Below are 19,453 nucleotides of genomic sequence, written 5' to 3'. Positions count from 1 at the left end.
TAAGATTATGAAAAAGCAATATAAAGCTCCCGAAATCGAAGTCCTACTGTTCGATTTCAGAGAAATAGCAATGAATGAGTATGTTGGAACTGGTGAACTTAAGGATGAAAGTGCTTGTGACTTTATTCAAGAAAATCCTTGGGGTTCAGCAGAAGACATAGAAAGTTCACTTGACAGTATCAATGAAGTAACATATTAATTTCAAAACTTTTCGGACAGACTTTTTAGTCTGTCCGATTTTATTTTTAAATAATATATTGTATAATATTATCGGTGATAAATTATGTTTTATGCAAAGATAGCTGATATAGTTGTTGGTATACAACACAGATACGATTTTACAAAAAAAATAAGCAAAGACTATATTTTAGAAAACTGTGAAAAGGCTGATGTTTTTATAGAAGTCACTGATGATGATATTGATGAGGCTTGCAGAATATCTCCCCAATATACAAGAGAGTCAATGGAGAGTGCTTGTATATATTCTAAACTGTGCAAGGAGATTTATAAATTCAACGCTTTTATGTTTCATGGTGCAGCAGTTAAAAAGAATGATGATGTATTTATGTTTATGGCAGCTAGTGGAGTTGGAAAGACAACCCATGCGAGATTATGGAAAAAGGTTTTCGGTGACGATTGCCATATAATAAACGGTGACAAACCTATAATAAGATTTATTGACGGTAAATATTACGTTTATGGAACGCCTTGGAGTGGAAAAGAGGGTATAAATATAAACACACGAGGAGTTTTGAAAGGTATATGTTTTATAGAACAGTCACCCCGAAATAGTATAACAAAGGCTGAACCAAAAGATATTATTCCAAAACTTTTCGTTCAGACAATAGTTCCCAAAGAGCCAGAAAGACTTCAAATGTTTATGAAGTTTGCTGATGGTTTAATTAAAAATACAAATTTTTATGTTTTAAAGTGTAATATTTCCGATGATGCAGTTTATACGTCATGGGAAGGTATGACAAAGGAGTGTGTGGAGTGAAAATTAAAGAGGGATTTTTTTTACATGAAATGGGAAATGACAATGTTGTAATAACAGCAGGTGACGCAGCAGAAATTTTTACGGGAATGTTGCGTTTAAATGATACAGGAGTTTTTCTTTGGAAACTTCTTGAAAATAATCCTACATTGGATTATATTATTGATGCTTTTGTTGATGAATATGATGTAGACAGAGAGATAGCAAAAGAAGATGTTTTAAAATATATTGATATTTTAAGGTCGGTGGGTGGTCTTGAAGAATAACAATGTTTCTATGGAAAAGTTTATATCTGACAATGGATATATACCCATAAGACCTTCAGGGAGAAGTATGCGTCCTCTTATAAGTCCTTTAAGAGATGTATGTCTTATTAGTAGAAAGAATACTGTTAAAAAGCATGATATTGTTTGGTATAAAAATTTGCAGGGAAAAGATGTGCTTCATAGAATTATGGCTGTAAATGGTGATGATACATATAGCCTTTGTGGTGATAATCAGATAGTTTTTGAAAAGGGTATAAAAAACTCTGATATTTTGGGAGTTATGGAAGGTTTTTATCACAATGGAAAGTATATTGACTGTAAAAGGGACAAGAAATATAAAATTTATACAGCTATATGGTGTTTTATGCCTTTAAGAAAAACAGTGTTATTTATATATGAAAACACTGTAAGAAAAATGAAAAGAAAGAAGGGAAGACATGAATTTTAAAAAATCCAATGACGGTCTTTTGTGGCTGTTATCTACGGGAAGAAAATTTTTGTCTTCTCTTTTTGTGCTTACAGCGGGAAATGGTATAAATTCTATTTTATCGATATGGTTTATTATGATTGTTAGAAATATAATAGACAGTGCCACAGCTAAAAGTATTGATAAAATAAAATTTTATGTAATAATGCTTTTTTGTCTAATAGTTTTTCAAGCTTTTATGAGGTTGTTTTTAAAAGGTTTTGAGGAGATGACAAAGGCAAAAATAAATATATATTATCAAAATAGACTTCTTAAATCCATAATAGAAAAGGATTATGGTAAAATAACTAAATATCATACAGGAGAGTTACAAAACAGGCTTTTTGCAGATATTTCTATTGTCAGCAATGGTATAACAACTCTCATTCCTAGTTTTACAGCTGTTGTTGTTCGTCTTATATCAGCTTTTGTTGTTATGATTGTTATTGATATAAGATTTACAGCTGTTTTTGCTGTTGGTGGTGTTGTGATATTTGCTGTATCTAGATTTTTTAGAAAAAAACTTAAAAAATTACATAAGGATATGCAGGAGAAACAGGGTAAAGTCCGCTCATTTATGCAGGAAGTTTTGGAAAATATTCTTGTTGTAAAAGTTTTTGTTACAGGTGATAAAATACTTGAAAAAAATGGTTGCCTTCAAAAAGATTACTACGATACAAGAATGAAACGCCGCAGAATAAGTATAATAGCCAGTACAGGTTTTGGCTTTGTATTTGGTATGGGATATATGTACGCTCTTATATGGGGGGCTTTTGGACTTTTTACAAATACAATAACATATGGTGACCTTACTGCTGTAATACAGCTTGTTGGACAGGTTCAGACGCCTTTTGCAAGTCTTTCAGGATTTATGCCTTCGTATTATAGTATTATCGCTTCCGCTGAAAGAGTTATGGAAATAGAAAATATTGAAACAGAAGTGCAAAATCATAAATATGATATTAATAAACTTTATGATGATACAGAAGAATTTGTTTTTGAAAATTTAAGTTTTAAGTATGATAGAGATTATGTGCTTGAAAATTTAAACTATACAATAAAAAAAGGTTCTATAACAGCTATAACAGGTGTTTCAGGCAGAGGAAAGTCAACACTCATGAAACTTATGTTAGGGGTTTATAAAGATTTTTTGGGAGAGATATATATAAAAACGAAAAATGGAAAAGTTCCTATTGATAGTGATACAAGGAAACTTTTTTCATACGTTCCACAAGGTAATTTTATATTTTCAGGAACAATAAGAGAAAACATAGTTTTTTTAAATGGTGAAAAAAGTGATGAGGATATAAAAAAGGCTTTGCAAATTAGCTGTTGTGATGAGTTTATAGACCGACTTCCTGATGGTATTGACACAATTATAGGAGAGAGAGGAAAAGGTTTGTCAGAAGGGCAAATTCAACGTTTAACAGTGGCTAGAGCTCTTTTAAATAATACTCCTGTTCTTCTTCTTGATGAGTGTACCAGTGCTCTTGATGAGTATACAGAAAAACGTATGCTTGAGAATATAAGAAATCTCAAAAATATTACTTGTATAATTATTTCTCACAAAAAATCAACAATACAAATATGTGATAACAATTTGTTTATAAAATAAAAAATCGAAGTTTAATACTTCGATTTTTTATTTTCCATTATTTCAATAGCCTTTTCATTTACAGTGTCAGGGTCAAGAAATGTAGGTACATATTTATGTATTGCTTCAACAATTTTTTCTCTATCATTGTTTTTAACAACTTCTGCTAAATCTTTTATTGCATTGTCTATATATTCAGAGTTAATCTCTTTTTGATACTCAACAAAAATTTTGTCATTTTCTGTTTTGTGTAAATCCCCACTTTTTGTGAGAAGTTCTTCATATAATTTTTCGCCGGGACGAAGACCTGTTTCAATTATCTGAATGTCATGATGTGGTGTGAAACCTGAAAGTCTTATAAGATTTTCTGCAAGGTCGTATATTTTTACAGGGTCACCCATATCAAGGACATATATTTCACCGGATTTTGCCATTGAACCAGCTTGGAGTACAAGCTGTACAGCTTCAGGTATTGTCATAAAGTATCTTATTATACGTTTGTCTGTGACTGTTACAGGCCCACCGTAAGCTATCTGTTTTTTGAAAAGTGGTATAACAGAACCATTTGAACCTAACACATTTCCAAATCGTACTGCTGCAAAAACTGTGTCTGTATCACTTCTCACAGATTGGAGTATTTTCTCACAGAAACATTTTGATGCTCCCATAACATTAGTAGGATTTACAGCCTTATCTGTTGATATAAGTACAAATTTTTCAGCGTGATATTTTTTGGCTGCATTAGCAACATTGTATGTTCCAAAAATATTGTTTTTAACAGCTTCCTCAGGACAGTTTTCCATAAGTGGTACATGTTTATGGGCTGCTGCATGAAATACTATTGCCGGTCTGTATTTTTCAAAAAGCTCATTAATTTTTTTAATATCTCTTACAGATGCAATTTCAATTGATATTGGAAAATCTTTGCCCATGTTATGGAGTATATCTTGTTGGATTTCATAGCTTCCATTTTCTGATATATCTACAAGAACAAGTCTTTTTGGTTTAAGACCTGAAATTTGACGACAAAGCTCAGAACCTATCGAACCTCCACCACCTGTTACCATTATTGTTTTGTTTTCTATAAGTTGATTTACTTTTGGATTATTAAGTCTTACAGAGCTTCTTCCAAGAAGGTCGTCTATACTTACATCTCTTATACCAGCAGTATAAGAATTACCTTTTTTTGTTATTATTGATTCAGGTAATATACGTAAAGTGTATTTTGTCTCTGAAAACATTTTAAGTATTTCTTTTCTTCTTTTTGGTGACAATGAAGGTATTGCAAGTATTATTTCTGTTACAGGAGAGCCTTTTAAAATTTTTTTAAAATCTTTTATAGGCCCTTTTATAGGTATACCAGATATAGTTTTACCATGCTTTTCAGTATCATCATCTATAAAATAGTAAGGTATATATTTTCCACTAGGATTTGATGTTATTTCTCTCATAAGATTTGCACCGGCACCACCAGCTCCTATTATTGCAATGTATGTTTTACCATTGTTTTCATATATGTTATTATATATAACTTTTTTTCTGTAAAGTCTATAAACAAAACGTATAAGAAGCATAATTACAAGAGATGTAGAAGCGGAAGATACAGCTTGAAGTATCCAATAACGACTATTTCCTAATATAATTATTATTATAAGATAAGAAAAAAGGCCACAAAACATGCCTTTAAATAAAAGAAAATATTCTCTTGTACCTGCATATCTCCAAAGACTGTCGTATGTTCTGAATATAATTTGAAATAGAAATGTACATCCAAACATAAGCATGAAATGTTTTGCCATCCATGTGTAATTAAGACCAGAGTCATAATTTCCTATTGTAAACATAATAAAACTTACAACAGCATATATTGCAAAATCCATCAAAAGAATTATATGTTTTTTATTTTTCGATATATTCACAATTACTCCTCCAAATTTATACAATTAATATAATGATACAACGGTTACAAAATTTAATCAAGAGTATTATTGTATAAATAAAATAAATGTAACGCAAATTGAAAAAAGTTTTAAAACTATATTTTAAAATTATAGTGTTATTTTTGTGGAAATAAAATATATGCTGTGGTACTATTAAAAATAATCAAATTGAAATAAAAGGAGATTAATAATGAGAACTAGAAGAAAACCTTGGGCAGAGGCCGAACTTAATACAAATCCCCACGTAATACGTGAGCCTCTTTCAATGAAAGGAAAATGGAAAGAATATTTTAAAAATGACAATCCTATATATGTTGAAATAGGCTGTGGAAAAGGTGGATTTATAACAAAGAATGCCAGAAGATATAAAGATGTAAATTTTGTTGGTATAGAGAGACAGACAACAGTTGCGGGAATTGCTGCAAGAAAAATAGAGGAAGATGCTGAAAATATAGCTATTATATGTGGAAATGCTGAAAAACTTTCAGATATTTTTGAAGTTGGAGAACTTTCAAGAATTTATCTCAATTTCAGTGACCCATGGCCTAAAAAAAGATGGGCAAAAAGAAGACTTACTCACAGAAATTTCCTTGAAAGTTATAAAGATGTTTTTGGAGATAAAGGAGAAGTTTTCTTTAAAACAGATAACAGAGGGCTTTTTGAGTTTTCATTAAATGAGTTCTGTGCTGATGACTGGAAACTTTCAAATATTTCTCTTGACCTTCACAACAGTGATTATGAAGGAAATATTATGACAGAGTATGAAGAAAAATTTTCATCAAAGGGTATGCCTATATATAGACTTGAAGCTAGATTTCAGAGATAATAAAAAGCCTTCTTTTAAGAAGGCTTTTTATTATTCTAAATTTTCAGTTTTTTCAAAGTTTTCAATATCATTTTCAATATTTTCTTTATTATCTTTTGGAGTTTTATCTTTCCATAAAGGCATTTTTACTGTGGCTTTAAAAAGGTCTCCGTCTATACTTATATTAAATTGACCATCTTGTAATATTGAAAGACTTTTTGCTATTGAAAGACCTAATCCAGAGCCCTCTGTTGTTCTTGATACATCTCCTCTTACAAATCTTTCTGTAAGCATTTCTGGGCTTATCTCAAGAGGCATTTCTGATATGTTTTTCATAACAAGTACGCCCATTGTCTCTGTTTTAAATATGTCAACATATACTCTTGAATTTGGCATTGAGTATTTTATAGCGTTTGATATAAGATTTTCTATTATACGCCACATATGGTTTCCGTCGGCATATATTATTGTTTCTTCAGGACAATTTATGCGAAATGTTATACCTGCTTTTTCCATTTTTTCTTCAAATTCACCGCTTGCCATCATTACAAGCTGTCTAAGGTCAAGTCTTTGTTTTGTGACTTTAAGATTTCCGCTGGAAGCCTTGCTTGCTTCAATAAGGTCTTCTATAAGTCTTTTTAATCTTAATGCTTTGTCGTTAAGTATTTCAACATATCCATCGGCTCTTTCGTTGTTTAGTTCTTCATTTTTTAGAAGGTCTATATATGTTATTATTGACGTTAAAGGTGTTTTAAGGTCGTGAGAAACATTTGTTATAAGTTCCGCTTTCATTCTTTCACCTTTTACAGCTTCCTCAACAGCTGTTTTTAAACCTTGCTGTATATTCGTTATATCCTGAGCAAATGTTACAAAGGAAGGAGATATTTTTTTTAAGTTTATTGTGTCGTTAAAATCTCCTGTTGAAATCTTTCTTGCAGTGTTCATTATTATTGTAAGAGAGTCTAAACTCTTTAATAATATTATTAAGCATATAATGTTAAAGAGAGCAAATACTCCTGCGAAAAATAGAAGTAATACTGAGTTATAGCTAAATATTGATACAAAAGACAAAAGTAGTATATTTATCATTATATATATAACTACTGTGAATACTATCCATCCTTTAAATGATTTACCACTGAAAAAACTTCCTGTTTTTATTATAAGTGTAACAAGTAAAGTATTTCTTATAATTTGATGAGCTTTTAACTGTCTTGACATTGAACAGAAAAAACTTAAAGCTATAAGAGCCATTGAAACTATTGTTATACATTGTATTGTTATAGCTGTATAAAGAAATATTGATTTTTCTTCATAATAAATTGGGTTCATAAGACCTAGGAATATTACAGCTAATAATATTTCTGATATAGCTACCATCCAAAAATGAATGTCGTTATATATCCTGTCAAGGGTTGATAAAGATACCTCTCCATGGCGTGTTGTCTGTCCTGCCATTCTTATTAAATATACAGCCATTAATATACAAGCTATTAAAGAAGCAAAAAGACCACCGAAAAAATAAGGTGTTCCATTTTTTACTTTGTTAAATGCTTCGTTTTCTGTATAAAATATGTCTCCAGGCTCAAAAGTATCAGGTACACCAGCATAAAGCTTATAATTTTTTGTTGATATATTTTTACTGTAAAAATCAGAGGCGTATGAGCCCATTTTATCTGTTATGAAATCTCCTTGCTGTATAAAATGGTTTTTAAATGACAGTATTTTTTCACTGTCTTCATTTCCATATATAATATTTCCGTTTTCATCTTCTATACAGTAATAAAAATTATTGTAAGATTTTAAAGTATCATTTTGATAATTATATTTTTCAAGTTGATTTTGTATATATATTTTTCTGTAAGTTGGAAGTCTGTTATTTACAAGATATTCATACTCTTTGTAGTTTTCCTGTAAATAATCAGGAATTGTTCCTGTAAGTACAAGAGTGTCATCTATAATTTGAGTATTGCTTGTTATTATACCATCGGCTACATTATAATATTCTTTAAAACTTCTTATAAGGTCATCTTCATTTATGGCCTTGCCGTCCTCAATGTTTCCTTGACTTTTATAAACAAGGTTTGTCTCAACAGCATAATAAAGAAGATTATCAAATTTATTTCTGAAAGCATAAGTATCTCTGTAATCTTCCTGAAAGAAAGGTGAAGTATACCATTGTGCAGCGTTTGTTAATATCCATATACCGCTGGCGTAAAATGTTACAACTCCTATAATGAAAAATATTACTACAAAAAACTTTATTATACCAGAGTGGCTATCAGACTTTTTCAATTTTGTAGCCAATTCCCCACACCACCTTTAAATATCTTGGTTCTTTAGGATTTATTTCGATTTTTTCACGTATTCTTCTTATATGTACGGAAACAGTGTTTTCAGGAGCAAATGAAAGCTCGTTCCATACTTTTTCATATATCTGGTCTATTGAGAAAACTTTTCCCGCATTCTCCATAAGAAGTTCAAGTATGCCATATTCTGTGGCTGTAAGTTTTACCGGCTCACCTTCAACTCTTACTTCCTTCGCCTCTTTATCAAGCTCAAGACCGCCTATTTTTATTGTGTTTGTTTTCTCTGCAATACTTCCTAAACTTGTGTATCGTCTCATCTGTGATTTTACCCTTGCAACAAGCTCAAGAGGATTGAATGGTTTTGTTATATAGTCATCAGCCCCGAAGTTTAAACCAAGTATTTTGTCTGTATCCTCTGATTTTGCAGAAAGTATTATTATAGGAATGTTCAGTTTTTCACGTATTTTTATTGTTGTGTTTAAACCGTCCATTTTTGGCATCATAATGTCAAGAAGTATAAGATGTATTTCATTTTCTTCAAGAGCTTTTAATGCCTCAAGACCATTATAAGCTTTTATTACATTGTATCCTTCCTGTTTAAGATATATTTCTATTGCATCAACAATAGCTTTTTCATCATCACATACAAGAATATTGAACTTCTCCATAAAATTTTTACCCCCAATCGAAAATATTCGCTTGTTTTTAATATATCAAACCGATTTTAAATTTTATATTTCTTTTTCTTACGGTTTTCTTAAATTAAGTATAGTATACCACAAAAAATAACTTTATTGATTAATATAATAATCTGCTGTAATATTAATCATATTATATTGACTTTTTTATTTATAGGATTTATAATATTTTAGAATTTAGTACTTTATTATAGTAGAGCGATAAAGTTGAGGGGGATTAAAAGTGAGAGACAACAGACTTCATACACCGGTAGGTTTTAGAGATATTCTTCCGGCAGAATGTAGTATAAAAAATGAAATAATAAACAGAGTTAGGGCAGAGTTTGAGGGATATGGATATGATGCCGTTGAAAGTCCTTCTTTAGAATATATAGAGGTCTTTTCTGACCAAAATAGAGGTGGCACAGACCCTAAATTAATGTACAAATATTTTGATAGAGAGGGAGCAACTCTCGCCATGAGAAGTGACATGACACCGGGAATTGCTCGTATTGCTGCCACAGCTTTTTCAGATAAGGAGCTTCCTTTAAGACTTTACTATGTGGGAAATACATTTAAAACAAGTGGAAGTTATCAGGGAAAACTCTATGAAGTGCCACAGGCTGGTGTTGAGCTTATGGGGGAAAACTCAACAGAGGCTGACGCTGAAATACTTGTACTTGCAATAAAATCTATACTTAAAAGTGGTATAAAAGATTTTAGAATTAATATAGGTCAGGTTAAATTTTTTAAAGCTATACTTGATGAAACAGGTCTTTCAAAAGATGAATGTGACAGCATAAAAGAGACAATAGCCAATAGAGATTATGTTGAACTTGAAAATATAATAAAAAACAGTAGTATTTCTGAAAATGGCAAAACAATATTCTCAAAACTTACAAAACTTGTAGGTAAAAAAGATGTTATTGATTATGTTAGAAATCTTACAGAGAGTAAAGAGGCTTTGGATGTTCTTGATGAGCTTGAAAAACTCTATGAAATACTTAAAATACATGGTGTTGAAAAATATGTATATTTTGACCTTGGTATGATAAATCACTTAAATTATTATACAGGTATAATATTTAGAGGATATACTTATGGTACAGGTTATTCTATTGTCGGCGGAGGTAGATACGATAATCTTGTAAGTGGTTTTGGAAAAGATATGCCGGCAGTAGGTTTCACAATTAATATAAATGAGATTGTTTCAATAGCTGAAAAGACAGCTGATTTTGTAAAGAAACCTAAAACACTTATAGCATGGAATGAAAAAGGTAAAAACAGTGCTTATACAATAGGTGAGAAATACAGAGATAATGGAATGATTGTTCAAAACAGTTTTATTACAAACGATTTTGATAAAAATTTTGAGTATGCCAAAAAAAATGGCATAGCCCATATGTTATATTTTGTTGATAATGATAATTTGAAGGTTGTAAGCCTTCTTGATGAAATGGGAGGATACACTGTTGACGCTAAAATAAGCGACCTTGTACTTCCAGAAAAGGAGGCTGAATAATTATGAGATATTTGACATTTGCATTGGCTAAAGGTAGACTTGCCGACCAAACAATGGAGCTTTTTGAAAAAATCGGAATGCCTTGTGAGGAAATGAAAGAAAAATCAAGAAAACTTATATTCACAAATGAGGAATTGGGACTTAAATTTTTCTTATCAAAGGCTAGCGATGTTCCAACTTATGTTGAACATGGTGCTGCTGATATAGGTATTGTTGGAAAAGATACAATACTTGAGGAAGGCAGAAACCTTTATGAACTTTTAGACCTTGGTCTTGGAAAGTGTAAGATGATGGTTGCAGGTCCTGAAAGTGCAAAAGAGAAACTTGAAAGAAGTCATCATCTTAGAGTTGCAACAAAATATCCTAAAATAGCAACAGACTATTTTTATAAAGTTAAACATCAAACTGTTGAAATAATAAAACTTAATGGTTCTGTTGAACTTGCTCCTATTGTTGGACTTTCTGATGTTATTGTGGATATTGTTGAGACAGGTTCAACACTTAGAGAAAATGGACTTATGGTTTTGGAGGATATTTGTCCTTTAAGTGCAAGAGTTGTTGTTAACCGTGTAAGTATGAAAATGGAGCATGAAAGAATTACTGATATTATAGATAAAATAAGAGCACTTACAGAGGGGGAAAATAAATGATTTCTCTTATAAAATATAGTGATAAATCACAGGAAGCTAAAGAAAAACTTGAATTTATACTTAACAGAAATCAACTTGACTATGGTAATGTTCAAGATATAGTTGACGGTATAATTTCAGATATAAGAAAAAATAAAAATCAGGCTCTTTTTAAATATACAGAGGAGTTTGATAAAATTAAACTTGATGAAAATACAGTTAAAGTAACAAAAGAAGAAATTGAAGAGGCATATACTCTTGTTGATAAAAAACTTATTGATGTTATTAAAAAATCAGCCAGTAGAATAAAAGATTTCCATGAAAAACAGAAAATAAACAGTTGGCTCGAACCTAGTCCAAACGGAGAAATGCTTGGACAGCTTATAAGACCTCTTGAATATGTTGGTGTCTATGTTCCGGGAGGAAAAGCTGCTTATCCTTCAAGTGTTCTTATGAATGTTATGCCAGCAAAGGTTGCAGGTGTTAAAAATATAATAATGACTACACCTGTACAGAAAAATGGTAAAATTAATCCTAATACTCTTGTAGCTGCCAATGAGGCGGGAGTTACAGAGATTTATAAAGTTGGTGGAGCACAGGCAATAGCTGCCCTTGCTTTTGGTACAGAAAGTATTCCTAAGGTTGATAAAATATGTGGTCCGGGAAATATATTTGTTGCCCTTGCAAAAAGAACTGTTTATGGTCATGTAAATATTGACTCTGTGGCAGGTCCAAGTGAGATACTTGTTGTTGCTGATAAAACTGCTAATCCTGTTTATGTGGCTGCTGATATGCTTTCACAGGCTGAACATGATGAGCTGGCTTCTGCTGTTCTTGTTACAGACAGTGTTGAACTTGCTGAAAATGTAAAAACAGAGCTTGAAAAACAGACAGCTGTTTTAGAGAGAAAAGAAATTATTGAAAAATCTTTGAGAGATTACAGTGCTATAATCGTTGTTGAAAATATGGATAAGGCTTGTGAGATAGCAAACACTATTGCACCGGAACATATGGAAGTTTGTACTCTCAATCCTTTTGAGCTTTTACCTAAAATTCAAAATGCAGGAGCTGTGTTTTTAGGAAATTATTCTCCTGAACCTTTAGGGGATTATATGGCAGGACCTAACCATGTTTTGCCAACAGGTGGAACAGCTAGATTTTTTTCACCTCTTTCAATAGATGATTTTATTAAAAAATCAAGTATTATATCTTTCAGTAAAGATGCTCTTTTAGCATTACAAGATGATATTATAGCCTTTGCCAATGCTGAAGGTCTTACAGCTCATGCTAATGCTGTTAGAGTTAGAAAGGGGTAATGTTTTATGCGTGTTGCTGAGATTGAGAGAAATACCTTTGAGACAAGAATAAAAATGAAAATGAATATAGACGGCAGTGGAAAAAACAATATTTCCACAGGTGTGGGATTTTTTGACCATATGCTTACACATATTTCTAAACATGGCTTTATAGATATTGATGTCAAGGCTGATGGTGATTTATACGTTGATTGTCATCATACTGTTGAAGATGTGGGAATTGTTTTTGGAAAATGTCTTGCTGAATGTATTGGAAATAAAGAGGGTATAAGACGTTATGGAAGTTTTACAATGCCTATGGAGGAAGCTTTAGTTATTGCTGCCCTTGACTTTTCAGGTCGTCCACTTTTATGTTTTGACGGTGAATTTACTGTTGATAAAATAGGTGATATGGACACAGAAATGATAGAGGAATTTTTTAGAGCTGTTTGTATAAACTGTGGTCTTAATCTTCATATAAAAGTCCTGGCAGGAAAAAATAATCACCATATAGCGGAGGCTATGTTTAAAGCCTTTGCCAATGCCCTTGATATGGCTTTATCTTATGATGAGAGAATAAAAGGGGTACATTCCACAAAAGGTATGTTGGAGGTGTAATATGATTGCTATTATAGATTATGGTATGGGTAACCTTAGAAGTGTTCAAAAGGCTTTTGAGTTTGTTGGTTATGATGCTATTGTTACAGATGATATAAATAAAATAAGACAAGCTGATAAAATAGTTCTTCCTGGAGTTGGAGCTTTTGGAGATGCTATAAAAACAATAAGAGAAAAACATATTGATGAGGAAATATATAGAGCTGTTGAACTTAAAAAGCCATTTTTAGGTATATGTCTTGGTATGCAGATGGTTTTTGATAAAAGTTATGAGTATGGTGAACATGAAGGTCTTGGTATAATTAAAGGTGAAATAAAACTTCTTCCTGATAATGTTAAAAGACCTCATATAGGTTGGAACTCCCTTGATATTAAAATGAGAAGTCCTCTTTTTGAAGGTCTTGGTGATGAACCTTATGTATATTTTGTTCATTCCTATTTCCTTGAAACAGATGCTCCTGTTGTAAGTGCAACTACATTCTATGGCAGAGAAATACAAGTTGCTGCTCAGAAAGACAACGTTTTTGCACTCCAGTTCCACCCTGAAAAAAGTGGAAATACTGGTCTTAAAATACTTAAAAATTTCGGAGGACTTTGATTATGAGAATATATCCTGCAATAGATATTAAAAACGGTAAATGTGTTAGACTTAGACAGGGAAAATTTGATGATATGACAGTTTATAATGATAACCCTGTTGAAGTGGCTAAAGAATGGATAAAAAGCGGAGCTTCATACATTCATCTTGTTGACCTTGACGGTGCTAGAGAGGGAGCCGGTGTAAACAGTGAAATTATAAGAGAAATTGCTAATCTTTCTGATGTGCCTGTTCAGACTGGCGGCGGTATAAGAACTATTGAAGATATAGAAAATAAACTTGCTTTAGGTGTAAGAAGGGTTATACTTGGAACTGTTGCTGTAAAAAATCCTGAAATAGTTAAAGAGGCTGTTGAAAAATTTGGTGATGCAATAGCTGTTGGAATTGACGCTAAAAATGGCATGGTTGCTGTTTCTGGCTGGGAGGAAGTAAGTGAAGTTTCAGCTGTTGACCTTTGCATTAAAATGGGTGAATATGGTGTTAAAACTATAATATATACAGATATTTCAAAAGATGGAATGATGAGTGGTCCTAATATAGAAGCTACAAAAGAGCTTGTTGACAAAACTGGTATTGATATTATAGCTTCCGGTGGAGTTTCCTCAATGAGTGACCTTGAAAATGTTGATAAAATAAAGGCTCACGGTGCAATTATAGGAAAGGCTCTCTATACAGGTGCTATAAACCTTAAAGATGCTGTTGACAGATTTGAAAGAGGGTGAAGTGATTGCATACAAAGAGAATAATACCTTGTTTAGATGTGTGTAACGGTAGAGTTGTTAAGGGCGTTAATTTTGTAAACCTTAAAGATGCGGGAGACCCTGTTGAAGTTGCTAAAATATATAATGAGTCTATGGCTGATGAGATTGTTTTTCTTGATATAACAGCCTCATCTGATGAGAGAAATACAATGGTTGATGTTGTAAGACGTACAGCAGAACAGGTTTTTATACCTTTAACAGTTGGTGGCGGTATAAGAACAATAGAAGATTTCAGAACAATTTTAAATGCTGGTGCTGATAAGATTTCAATAAACTCGGCAGCTCTTAAACGTCCTGAACTTATAAATGAAGCGGCTGAAAAATTTGGAAATCAGTGTGTTGTTGTTGCTATTGACGCTAAAAGACGTGAAGATGGAGGCTTTGATGTTTACTTAAACGGCGGTCGTGTAAATACAGGAAAAGACGCTGTTTTGTGGGCACAGGAGGCCGAGGCTAGAGGAGCAGGAGAAATACTTTTAACAAGTATGGATTGTGACGGCGTTAAAAATGGCTATGATATAGAGCTTACAAAAGCTGTTTCTGATGCTGTTAAAATTCCTGTTATAGCTTCTGGTGGAGCTGGTAATGAGGAACATTTTTATGAGGCTTTAACTGAGGGTGGTGCTGATGCAGCTTTAGCGGCTTCTCTTTTCCATTTTAGAGAACTTGACATAACAGACCTTAAAAAATATCTTAAAAATAAAAATGTGCCTGTAAGGCTTTAATATGTTTAATATAAAGGTGATTATATGGATTTTATAGATAAACTTAAATTTGATGAAAAGGGACTTATTCCTGTTATTACACAGGATTACGAAACAGGTCAAGTCCTTATGCTTGCCTATGCTAATAGGGAGGCTGTAAAACTTACTCTTGAAAAGGGTACAGTTCACTATTACAGTAGAAGTAGACAGGAGCTTTGGCATAAGGGAGATACTTCCGGTCATTATCAGTATGTTAAAGAGATACTCTACGATTGTGACGGAGACGCTCTTTTAATTAAAATAGACCAAGTTGGAGCTGCTTGTCATACAGGGAAACGTTCATGTTTTTATAGAAATTACAAAGATGAGGAGGTTATATAATGGAACTTTCAAATGTACTTTATGAGGTTTCAAAGGTTATTGAAGATAGAAAAGTAAATCCTAAGGAGGGTTCATATACAAACTATCTTTTTGATAAGGGTATTGATAAAATACTTAAAAAAGTTGGGGAAGAGGCAACAGAAACTGTTATAGCTTCAAAAAATGATGATAATAAAGAGGTTATCTATGAAATGTCAGACCTTATGTATCATCTAAGTGTCCTTTTATCTATAAAGGGACTTTCTTGGGACGATGTTTTTGAAGAATTAGCAAGACGTGAGCTTAAAGAAAGTAATCTTAAAAAATTTAATACAAAGGGCGAAATATAATATTGATTTTAAAGGCGGTTTTTTATTTTTTAAAATACCGTCTTTTTATTTTAAATGTCTTTTATAAATTCTACAATATCATTAGGTTTGCAGTCTAATATATTGCAAAGTTCTTCTAATGTGTACATTGTTATTGATTTGTTGTGTTTTAAATTGTTTATTGTTCGGGGATTTATATTATATTTGTTTATAAGTGCATATGTTGTTATGTTTTTATTTTTCATAGTTTTCCATAAAGGATTGTAGCTTATCAATTTTTATCCCCTCTTTGTTGGTATAATAATTATTATTATGTTTTTAAAAACAGGGGTTGAATATACTGAAAAATGTATCTATAATGTATATATTATTGGGGGTGAAAATATATGTCTATGTTATCAAAAAGATTGAAATTTTTAAGAAAAGAAAAAGGTGTTAATCAGAAGAAATTAGGTGATTTTCTTGGTTATGGATATAGTGCTATATCAAATTATGAGTCAGGAAGAAATGAGCCATCTTTAGATATATTGATAAAAATAGCTGATTACTTTGAAGTTTCTACGGATTATCTTTTAGGAAGAGCTATAAATAATAGTGAAGAAATAAAAAATATATTTTATAAAATTGAAAAACTTCCAGAAAGTGAAAAAATATTTATTTATGATATTATAAATTTGTGTTTTAATAAGGCGGTTATAAAATAACCGCCTTATTTTTTTAAAGGTCACTATATATTCTTGCTATATAATTCCACGTTACAGGGCCTACAATACCGTTTACATCTATTCCAGCCATTTTCTGTATGGCTTCAACGGCTTCTTTCGTTCTAGGACCAAATATACCGTCAGCAGTGACCGAAGGAATGTTATCATAGTATACAGATATAGCATTTATATATTCTTGAAGAAGTTTGACGTTTTCATCTCTTGTTCCTTCTGTCAAGAAAAATCCTGGATATAGTACAGCATTGTTTCCTTCGTAGCCTTTTGGAAGTGTATTAAGTATTGATGTGTATGCTTTATTTAGATTATACCATGTTACATTACCAACAACACCATCAACAGGTAGACCAAATATTTTTTGAAAGGCTTCAACTGCATTTTTTGTGGCTGGACCAAATATTCCATCTATTTTTACAGGTGGTATGTTATTGTAAAAGTATCCTATAAAGTTTAAATAATACTGTATTATCTTTACATAATCACCCCTAGAACCTTCTGAAAGAACTGTTGGAAAAGGAAGTTTTACTTCTTCTAAGGCTATTCCCTCAGATGTAAGCTCATTTAATCTCTTTATTCCGTTGTAGATATATTTAATTTTATACCATGTTCCTTCTCCAACTATTCCATCTGGTGTTAAATTAAATACTCTTTGAAAGGCTTTTACAGTGTCTTCTGTGTCTTTTCCAAAAATTCCATTTATATTTTTTATTTTTGGTATAGCAGGATAATTTCTTGTTATTCTGTTAAGTTGTTGTTGTAATATTCTTACTTCATTTCCGGCACTTCCAAGTTTTAAAGGTACTCCAGGATAGGAAGGTACATTTGCCGATATTGGAGCATTTTCAACTATGTTTATATTATCTCCATAGTAAAATTCAAGTATTTCAAAGGGTGAAAGACCTTGTTTTGCTAGGTCAACTGTGTCCCACTGAGAAAGACCATCACAAACTGTTGTTGTACCATTACAATAAGCTGTAAAAAATGGAGCAATACTGCCATCTTTTACAACATAGCTTGTAAATATCTCGTCTACAATTTGACTTATATTTTCAAATATTTCTCTGTCTTTTATAAATTTTTGGTCAAACTGTGTTGTGCTTGTTATATCGAAATCATAGCCTTGACTTCGATAAAATTCAGTGTATACACGGTTTAAAGCGTATGTTATTTGAGCATATATATTTGCTCTTATGGCACTTTCAGGCCATGTTGGATATATTTCGCTTGAAGCAACATTTTTTATATATTCTGGAAAGGGTAAAGTAACATTTTCCGCCGGTTCATCTGGTAAACCTAAATGAACTGTTATGTATTCAGGTATAAAGGGTAGTTTTGCCTGTGACATTTTCATTCTCCTTTTTTATTTATAAATCTTGAGGTTCTTCTTCAAATACTATTTCATTTCTTCCACCTGTTACAGGTAAAAGATTTATAGGCTGTATTGAGTTTATGCCTTCAAAAACAGGTACATTTAAAAGTTGTACAGTATTATATCCGTCAGCTGTTGCCGATACATTGTACTCTGAATATGGCTTTATTTTGCTTGGAGAGTCAGCGATAGAACTATCTGGAGCAGGTAGTGGAAAAGGTGCTGTTTTTCCACTTTCGTCAGAGTATAGCACCTTTGCAATGTGATAATCATTTCCTAAAGGTATGCTCACTGTTATTCTTGCATTTGAAACAGGTATATTACCTTGAGCTGTTGTAACTTGAAATGTCAAAAAACCTGTTTTTGGATTTGTCTCTAAAAATTGGCTTACAGTGTCTGTAAGATATTTTATATTTTTTTCTTTTTCCATTTTTACACCTTAAAATATTTTTTTAATTATAGATATGCTTGTTTTTATTAAAGTATGAAATTAAAATATATTTGGAGGTGTATTTTTATGAGTAAAGCAGTTGATGAACTTAAAAAAATAATTGATGATAGTGATAATATTGTATTTTTTGGTGGTGCTGGTGTTTCTACTGAAAGTGGTATACCTGATTTTAGAAGTGAAAAGGGAATTTATAGTGCTGTAAGTGAGTATGGATATAACCCTGAAACAATATTAAGTCATTCTTTTTTTATGAGAAATAAAGAGATTTTCTTTAAATATTATAAGAAAAATTTACTTTATCCTGATGCAAAGCCTAATAATGCTCATTATGGTTTGGCTAAACTTGAAAATATGGGTAAACTTAAAGCTGTAATAACTCAAAATATTGATGACCTTCATCAAAAGGCGGGAAGTAAAAATGTTCTTGAACTTCATGGTACACTTTACAGAAATTATTGTATGAAATGTGGTAAGACTTTTGACCTTGATTATGTTACAAAAGATGATGGAATTACACTTTGTGACAGTTGTGGAGGAGTTGTTCGTCCTGATGTTGTTTTATATGAGGAGGGACTTGACCAAGGTGTTTTGATGTCTGCTGTAAAATATATATCAAATGCTGATGTTTTGATAGTTGGAGGAACATCTCTTGCTGTGTATCCTGCTGCTGGTCTTATAAATTATTTTAAGGGAAGAAAACTTGTCCTTATAAATAAATCAGTTACACCTTATGACAGCAAAGCTGACCTTATTGTAAATGAAAATATCGGAGAAGTTTTTGCTCAAATATGCGATTTATAAGGCTTTTTTATAGTTGAATAAAATTTTTTAAAAATTTTTTAAAAAAAGTGTTGACAAAAGGGTTTGTCTTTGCTAGAATAAATTCTGCACTGTGAACCTTGAAAATTAAATAGTGTATTAAAACACAACCCAAGTCAATTAAAATTGATGATGAAATCATCAAGTAATTTTGGAAAAAAAGTCAGAATAATTCTGGCAGAATTAAACTTTAATTTAAGAGTTTGATCCTGGCTCAGGATGAAC

At 31.7% G+C, this 19,453-nt stretch carries 23 protein-coding genes; 17 read left to right on the top strand and 6 right to left on the bottom strand.

Translation table 11 applies throughout. The features are described from left to right. Positions 1–7: 7 nt before the first annotated feature. The 5 genes from B5E58_RS11475 (at position 8) to B5E58_RS11455 (ending at position 3,341) form a co-directional block, all read left to right on the top strand. On the top strand, positions 8–199 hold the full coding sequence (locus B5E58_RS11475; RefSeq protein WP_088109801.1) for a hypothetical protein: 192 nt from the start codon (positions 8–10) through the stop codon (positions 197–199). 84 nt (positions 200–283) lie between these two features. Continuing rightward, positions 284–997, top strand: a complete 714-nt coding sequence (locus B5E58_RS11470) for a hypothetical protein (RefSeq protein WP_088109800.1) — start codon at positions 284–286, stop codon at positions 995–997. After that, on the top strand, positions 994–1,260 hold the full coding sequence (locus B5E58_RS11465; protein ID WP_158097744.1) for a PqqD family protein: 267 nt from the start codon (positions 994–996) through the stop codon (positions 1,258–1,260). The genes B5E58_RS11470 and B5E58_RS11465 overlap by 4 nt, the downstream gene beginning before the upstream one ends. Next, positions 1,250–1,708: a S24/S26 family peptidase gene (locus tag B5E58_RS11460; RefSeq protein ID WP_088109798.1), complete on the top strand. Its 459-nt coding sequence runs from the start codon at positions 1,250–1,252 to the stop codon at positions 1,706–1,708. Before B5E58_RS11465 ends, B5E58_RS11460 begins: the two co-directional genes overlap by 11 nt. Next, complete coding sequence (locus B5E58_RS11455) at positions 1,698–3,341, top strand: ABC transporter ATP-binding protein (protein ID WP_088109797.1); 1,644 nt, start codon at positions 1,698–1,700, stop codon at positions 3,339–3,341. Before B5E58_RS11460 ends, B5E58_RS11455 begins: the two co-directional genes overlap by 11 nt. Positions 3,342–3,352: 11 nt before the next feature. On the opposite strand, the gene B5E58_RS11450 is transcribed toward B5E58_RS11455, so the two are convergent. Further along, positions 3,353–5,239, bottom strand: coding sequence for a polysaccharide biosynthesis protein (locus B5E58_RS11450; protein WP_242956666.1), 1,887 nt, complete (start codon positions 5,237–5,239; stop codon positions 3,353–3,355). Positions 5,240–5,450: 211 nt separating this feature from the next. Between B5E58_RS11450 and trmB the strand changes: the two genes are divergently transcribed. Then, on the top strand, positions 5,451–6,086 hold the full coding sequence (gene trmB / locus B5E58_RS11445) for a tRNA (guanosine(46)-N7)-methyltransferase TrmB (RefSeq protein ID WP_088109796.1): 636 nt from the start codon (positions 5,451–5,453) through the stop codon (positions 6,084–6,086). A gap of 30 nt (positions 6,087–6,116) precedes the next feature. Here trmB and B5E58_RS11440 read toward each other — a convergent pair whose 3' ends face one another. Both B5E58_RS11440 and B5E58_RS11435 read right to left on the bottom strand, forming a co-directional pair. Continuing rightward, entirely contained in the window at positions 6,117–8,372 is a 2,256-nt protein-coding gene (locus tag B5E58_RS11440; protein WP_088109795.1) for a sensor histidine kinase, read from the bottom strand. Then, positions 8,347–9,042: a response regulator transcription factor gene (locus B5E58_RS11435; RefSeq protein ID WP_088109794.1), complete on the bottom strand. Its 696-nt coding sequence runs from the start codon at positions 9,040–9,042 to the stop codon at positions 8,347–8,349. The genes B5E58_RS11440 and B5E58_RS11435 overlap by 26 nt, the downstream gene beginning before the upstream one ends. 253 nt (positions 9,043–9,295) lie before the next feature. Between B5E58_RS11435 and hisZ the strand changes: the two genes are divergently transcribed. Genes hisZ through hisE form a run of 9 tightly spaced genes read left to right on the top strand, consistent with a single transcriptional unit; the run spans position 9,296 to position 15,888 of the window. Next, positions 9,296–10,573 carry an ATP phosphoribosyltransferase regulatory subunit gene (hisZ, locus tag B5E58_RS11430; protein ID WP_088109793.1) on the top strand — a complete coding sequence of 426 codons (1,278 nt, stop codon included), beginning with the start codon at positions 9,296–9,298 and terminating at the stop codon, positions 10,571–10,573. A gap of 2 nt (positions 10,574–10,575) precedes the next feature. Further along, positions 10,576–11,223, top strand: a complete 648-nt coding sequence (hisG, locus tag B5E58_RS11425) for an ATP phosphoribosyltransferase (protein ID WP_088109792.1) — start codon at positions 10,576–10,578, stop codon at positions 11,221–11,223. Next, positions 11,220–12,518 carry a histidinol dehydrogenase gene (gene hisD, locus B5E58_RS11420; RefSeq protein ID WP_088109791.1) on the top strand — a complete coding sequence of 433 codons (1,299 nt, stop codon included), beginning with the start codon at positions 11,220–11,222 and terminating at the stop codon, positions 12,516–12,518. The genes hisG and hisD overlap by 4 nt, the downstream gene beginning before the upstream one ends. Before the next feature lie 6 nt (positions 12,519–12,524). Continuing rightward, positions 12,525–13,115, top strand: a complete 591-nt coding sequence (gene hisB, locus B5E58_RS11415; RefSeq protein ID WP_088109790.1) for an imidazoleglycerol-phosphate dehydratase HisB — start codon at positions 12,525–12,527, stop codon at positions 13,113–13,115. A gap of 1 nt (position 13,116) precedes the next feature. After that, on the top strand, positions 13,117–13,713 hold the full coding sequence (hisH, locus tag B5E58_RS11410) for an imidazole glycerol phosphate synthase subunit HisH (RefSeq protein WP_088109789.1): 597 nt from the start codon (positions 13,117–13,119) through the stop codon (positions 13,711–13,713). A 2-nt stretch (positions 13,714–13,715) separates the two neighbouring features. Next, on the top strand, positions 13,716–14,435 hold the full coding sequence (hisA, locus tag B5E58_RS11405) for a 1-(5-phosphoribosyl)-5-[(5-phosphoribosylamino)methylideneamino]imidazole-4-carboxamide isomerase (protein ID WP_088109788.1): 720 nt from the start codon (positions 13,716–13,718) through the stop codon (positions 14,433–14,435). Between the two features lie 5 nt (positions 14,436–14,440). Beyond that, on the top strand, positions 14,441–15,199 hold the full coding sequence (gene hisF / locus B5E58_RS11400; RefSeq protein WP_088109787.1) for an imidazole glycerol phosphate synthase subunit HisF: 759 nt from the start codon (positions 14,441–14,443) through the stop codon (positions 15,197–15,199). Positions 15,200–15,223: 24 nt separating this feature from the next. Continuing rightward, positions 15,224–15,559, top strand: coding sequence for a phosphoribosyl-AMP cyclohydrolase (gene hisI / locus B5E58_RS11395; protein WP_088109786.1), 336 nt, complete (start codon positions 15,224–15,226; stop codon positions 15,557–15,559). After that, the gene (gene hisE, locus B5E58_RS11390) at positions 15,559–15,888 is read left to right on the top strand and encodes a phosphoribosyl-ATP diphosphatase (RefSeq protein WP_088109785.1); all 330 of its coding nucleotides are present in this window, start codon (positions 15,559–15,561) and stop codon (positions 15,886–15,888) included. The genes hisI and hisE overlap by 1 nt, the downstream gene beginning before the upstream one ends. A 50-nt stretch (positions 15,889–15,938) precedes the next feature. Here hisE and B5E58_RS11385 read toward each other — a convergent pair whose 3' ends face one another. Beyond that, entirely contained in the window at positions 15,939–16,142 is a 204-nt protein-coding gene (locus B5E58_RS11385; protein WP_088109784.1) for a helix-turn-helix domain-containing protein, read from the bottom strand. A gap of 111 nt (positions 16,143–16,253) precedes the next feature. On the opposite strand from B5E58_RS11385, the gene B5E58_RS11380 reads away from it, so the two are divergent. Continuing rightward, positions 16,254–16,571, top strand: coding sequence for a helix-turn-helix domain-containing protein (locus tag B5E58_RS11380; protein ID WP_088109783.1), 318 nt, complete (start codon positions 16,254–16,256; stop codon positions 16,569–16,571). A gap of 13 nt (positions 16,572–16,584) precedes the next feature. Here B5E58_RS11380 and B5E58_RS11375 read toward each other — a convergent pair whose 3' ends face one another. Both B5E58_RS11375 and B5E58_RS11370 read right to left on the bottom strand, forming a co-directional pair. Beyond that, positions 16,585–17,934: a peptidoglycan-binding protein gene (locus B5E58_RS11375; protein ID WP_088109782.1), complete on the bottom strand. Its 1,350-nt coding sequence runs from the start codon at positions 17,932–17,934 to the stop codon at positions 16,585–16,587. A gap of 19 nt (positions 17,935–17,953) precedes the next feature. Next, positions 17,954–18,388, bottom strand: coding sequence for a hypothetical protein (locus B5E58_RS11370; RefSeq protein WP_088109781.1), 435 nt, complete (start codon positions 18,386–18,388; stop codon positions 17,954–17,956). 87 nt (positions 18,389–18,475) lie between these two features. Between B5E58_RS11370 and B5E58_RS11365 the strand changes: the two genes are divergently transcribed. Continuing rightward, positions 18,476–19,210, top strand: coding sequence for an NAD-dependent protein deacylase (locus B5E58_RS11365; protein WP_088109780.1), 735 nt, complete (start codon positions 18,476–18,478; stop codon positions 19,208–19,210). Positions 19,211–19,453 lie beyond the last annotated feature (243 nt).

This window comes from Tyzzerella sp. An114, from assembly GCF_002161055.1.
Lineage (GTDB): Bacteria > Bacillota > Clostridia > Lachnospirales > Anaerotignaceae > Fimicola > Fimicola cottocaccae.
The sequence above is the reverse complement of the archived record's forward strand: the minus strand, read 5'-3'. Positions and strand labels throughout refer to the sequence as shown.

Excerpts from the sequence above, each read along its gene's own strand:
- B5E58_RS11470 (WP_088109800.1), top strand. The coding sequence starts at position 284 with ATGTTTTATGCAAAGATAGCTGATATAGTTGTTGGTATACAACACAGA.
- B5E58_RS11375 (WP_088109782.1), bottom strand. The coding sequence starts at position 17,934 with ATGTCACAGGCAAAACTACCCTTTATACCTGAATACATAACAGTTCAT.
- B5E58_RS11365 (WP_088109780.1), top strand. The coding sequence starts at position 18,476 with ATGAGTAAAGCAGTTGATGAACTTAAAAAAATAATTGATGATAGTGAT.
- hisD (WP_088109791.1), top strand. The coding sequence starts at position 11,220 with ATGATTTCTCTTATAAAATATAGTGATAAATCACAGGAAGCTAAAGAA.
- B5E58_RS11435 (WP_088109794.1), bottom strand. The coding sequence starts at position 9,042 with ATGGAGAAGTTCAATATTCTTGTATGTGATGATGAAAAAGCTATTGTT.
- hisG (WP_088109792.1), top strand. The coding sequence starts at position 10,576 with ATGAGATATTTGACATTTGCATTGGCTAAAGGTAGACTTGCCGACCAA.
- hisA (WP_088109788.1), top strand. The coding sequence starts at position 13,716 with ATGAGAATATATCCTGCAATAGATATTAAAAACGGTAAATGTGTTAGA.
- hisH (WP_088109789.1), top strand. The coding sequence starts at position 13,117 with ATGATTGCTATTATAGATTATGGTATGGGTAACCTTAGAAGTGTTCAA.
- hisI (WP_088109786.1), top strand. The coding sequence starts at position 15,224 with ATGGATTTTATAGATAAACTTAAATTTGATGAAAAGGGACTTATTCCT.
- trmB (WP_088109796.1), top strand. The coding sequence starts at position 5,451 with ATGAGAACTAGAAGAAAACCTTGGGCAGAGGCCGAACTTAATACAAAT.
- B5E58_RS11455 (WP_088109797.1), top strand. The coding sequence starts at position 1,698 with ATGAATTTTAAAAAATCCAATGACGGTCTTTTGTGGCTGTTATCTACG.
- hisE (WP_088109785.1), top strand. The coding sequence starts at position 15,559 with ATGGAACTTTCAAATGTACTTTATGAGGTTTCAAAGGTTATTGAAGAT.
- B5E58_RS11475 (WP_088109801.1), top strand. The coding sequence starts at position 8 with ATGAAAAAGCAATATAAAGCTCCCGAAATCGAAGTCCTACTGTTCGAT.
- B5E58_RS11370 (WP_088109781.1), bottom strand. The coding sequence starts at position 18,388 with ATGGAAAAAGAAAAAAATATAAAATATCTTACAGACACTGTAAGCCAA.
- B5E58_RS11380 (WP_088109783.1), top strand. The coding sequence starts at position 16,254 with ATGTCTATGTTATCAAAAAGATTGAAATTTTTAAGAAAAGAAAAAGGT.
- hisB (WP_088109790.1), top strand. The coding sequence starts at position 12,525 with ATGCGTGTTGCTGAGATTGAGAGAAATACCTTTGAGACAAGAATAAAA.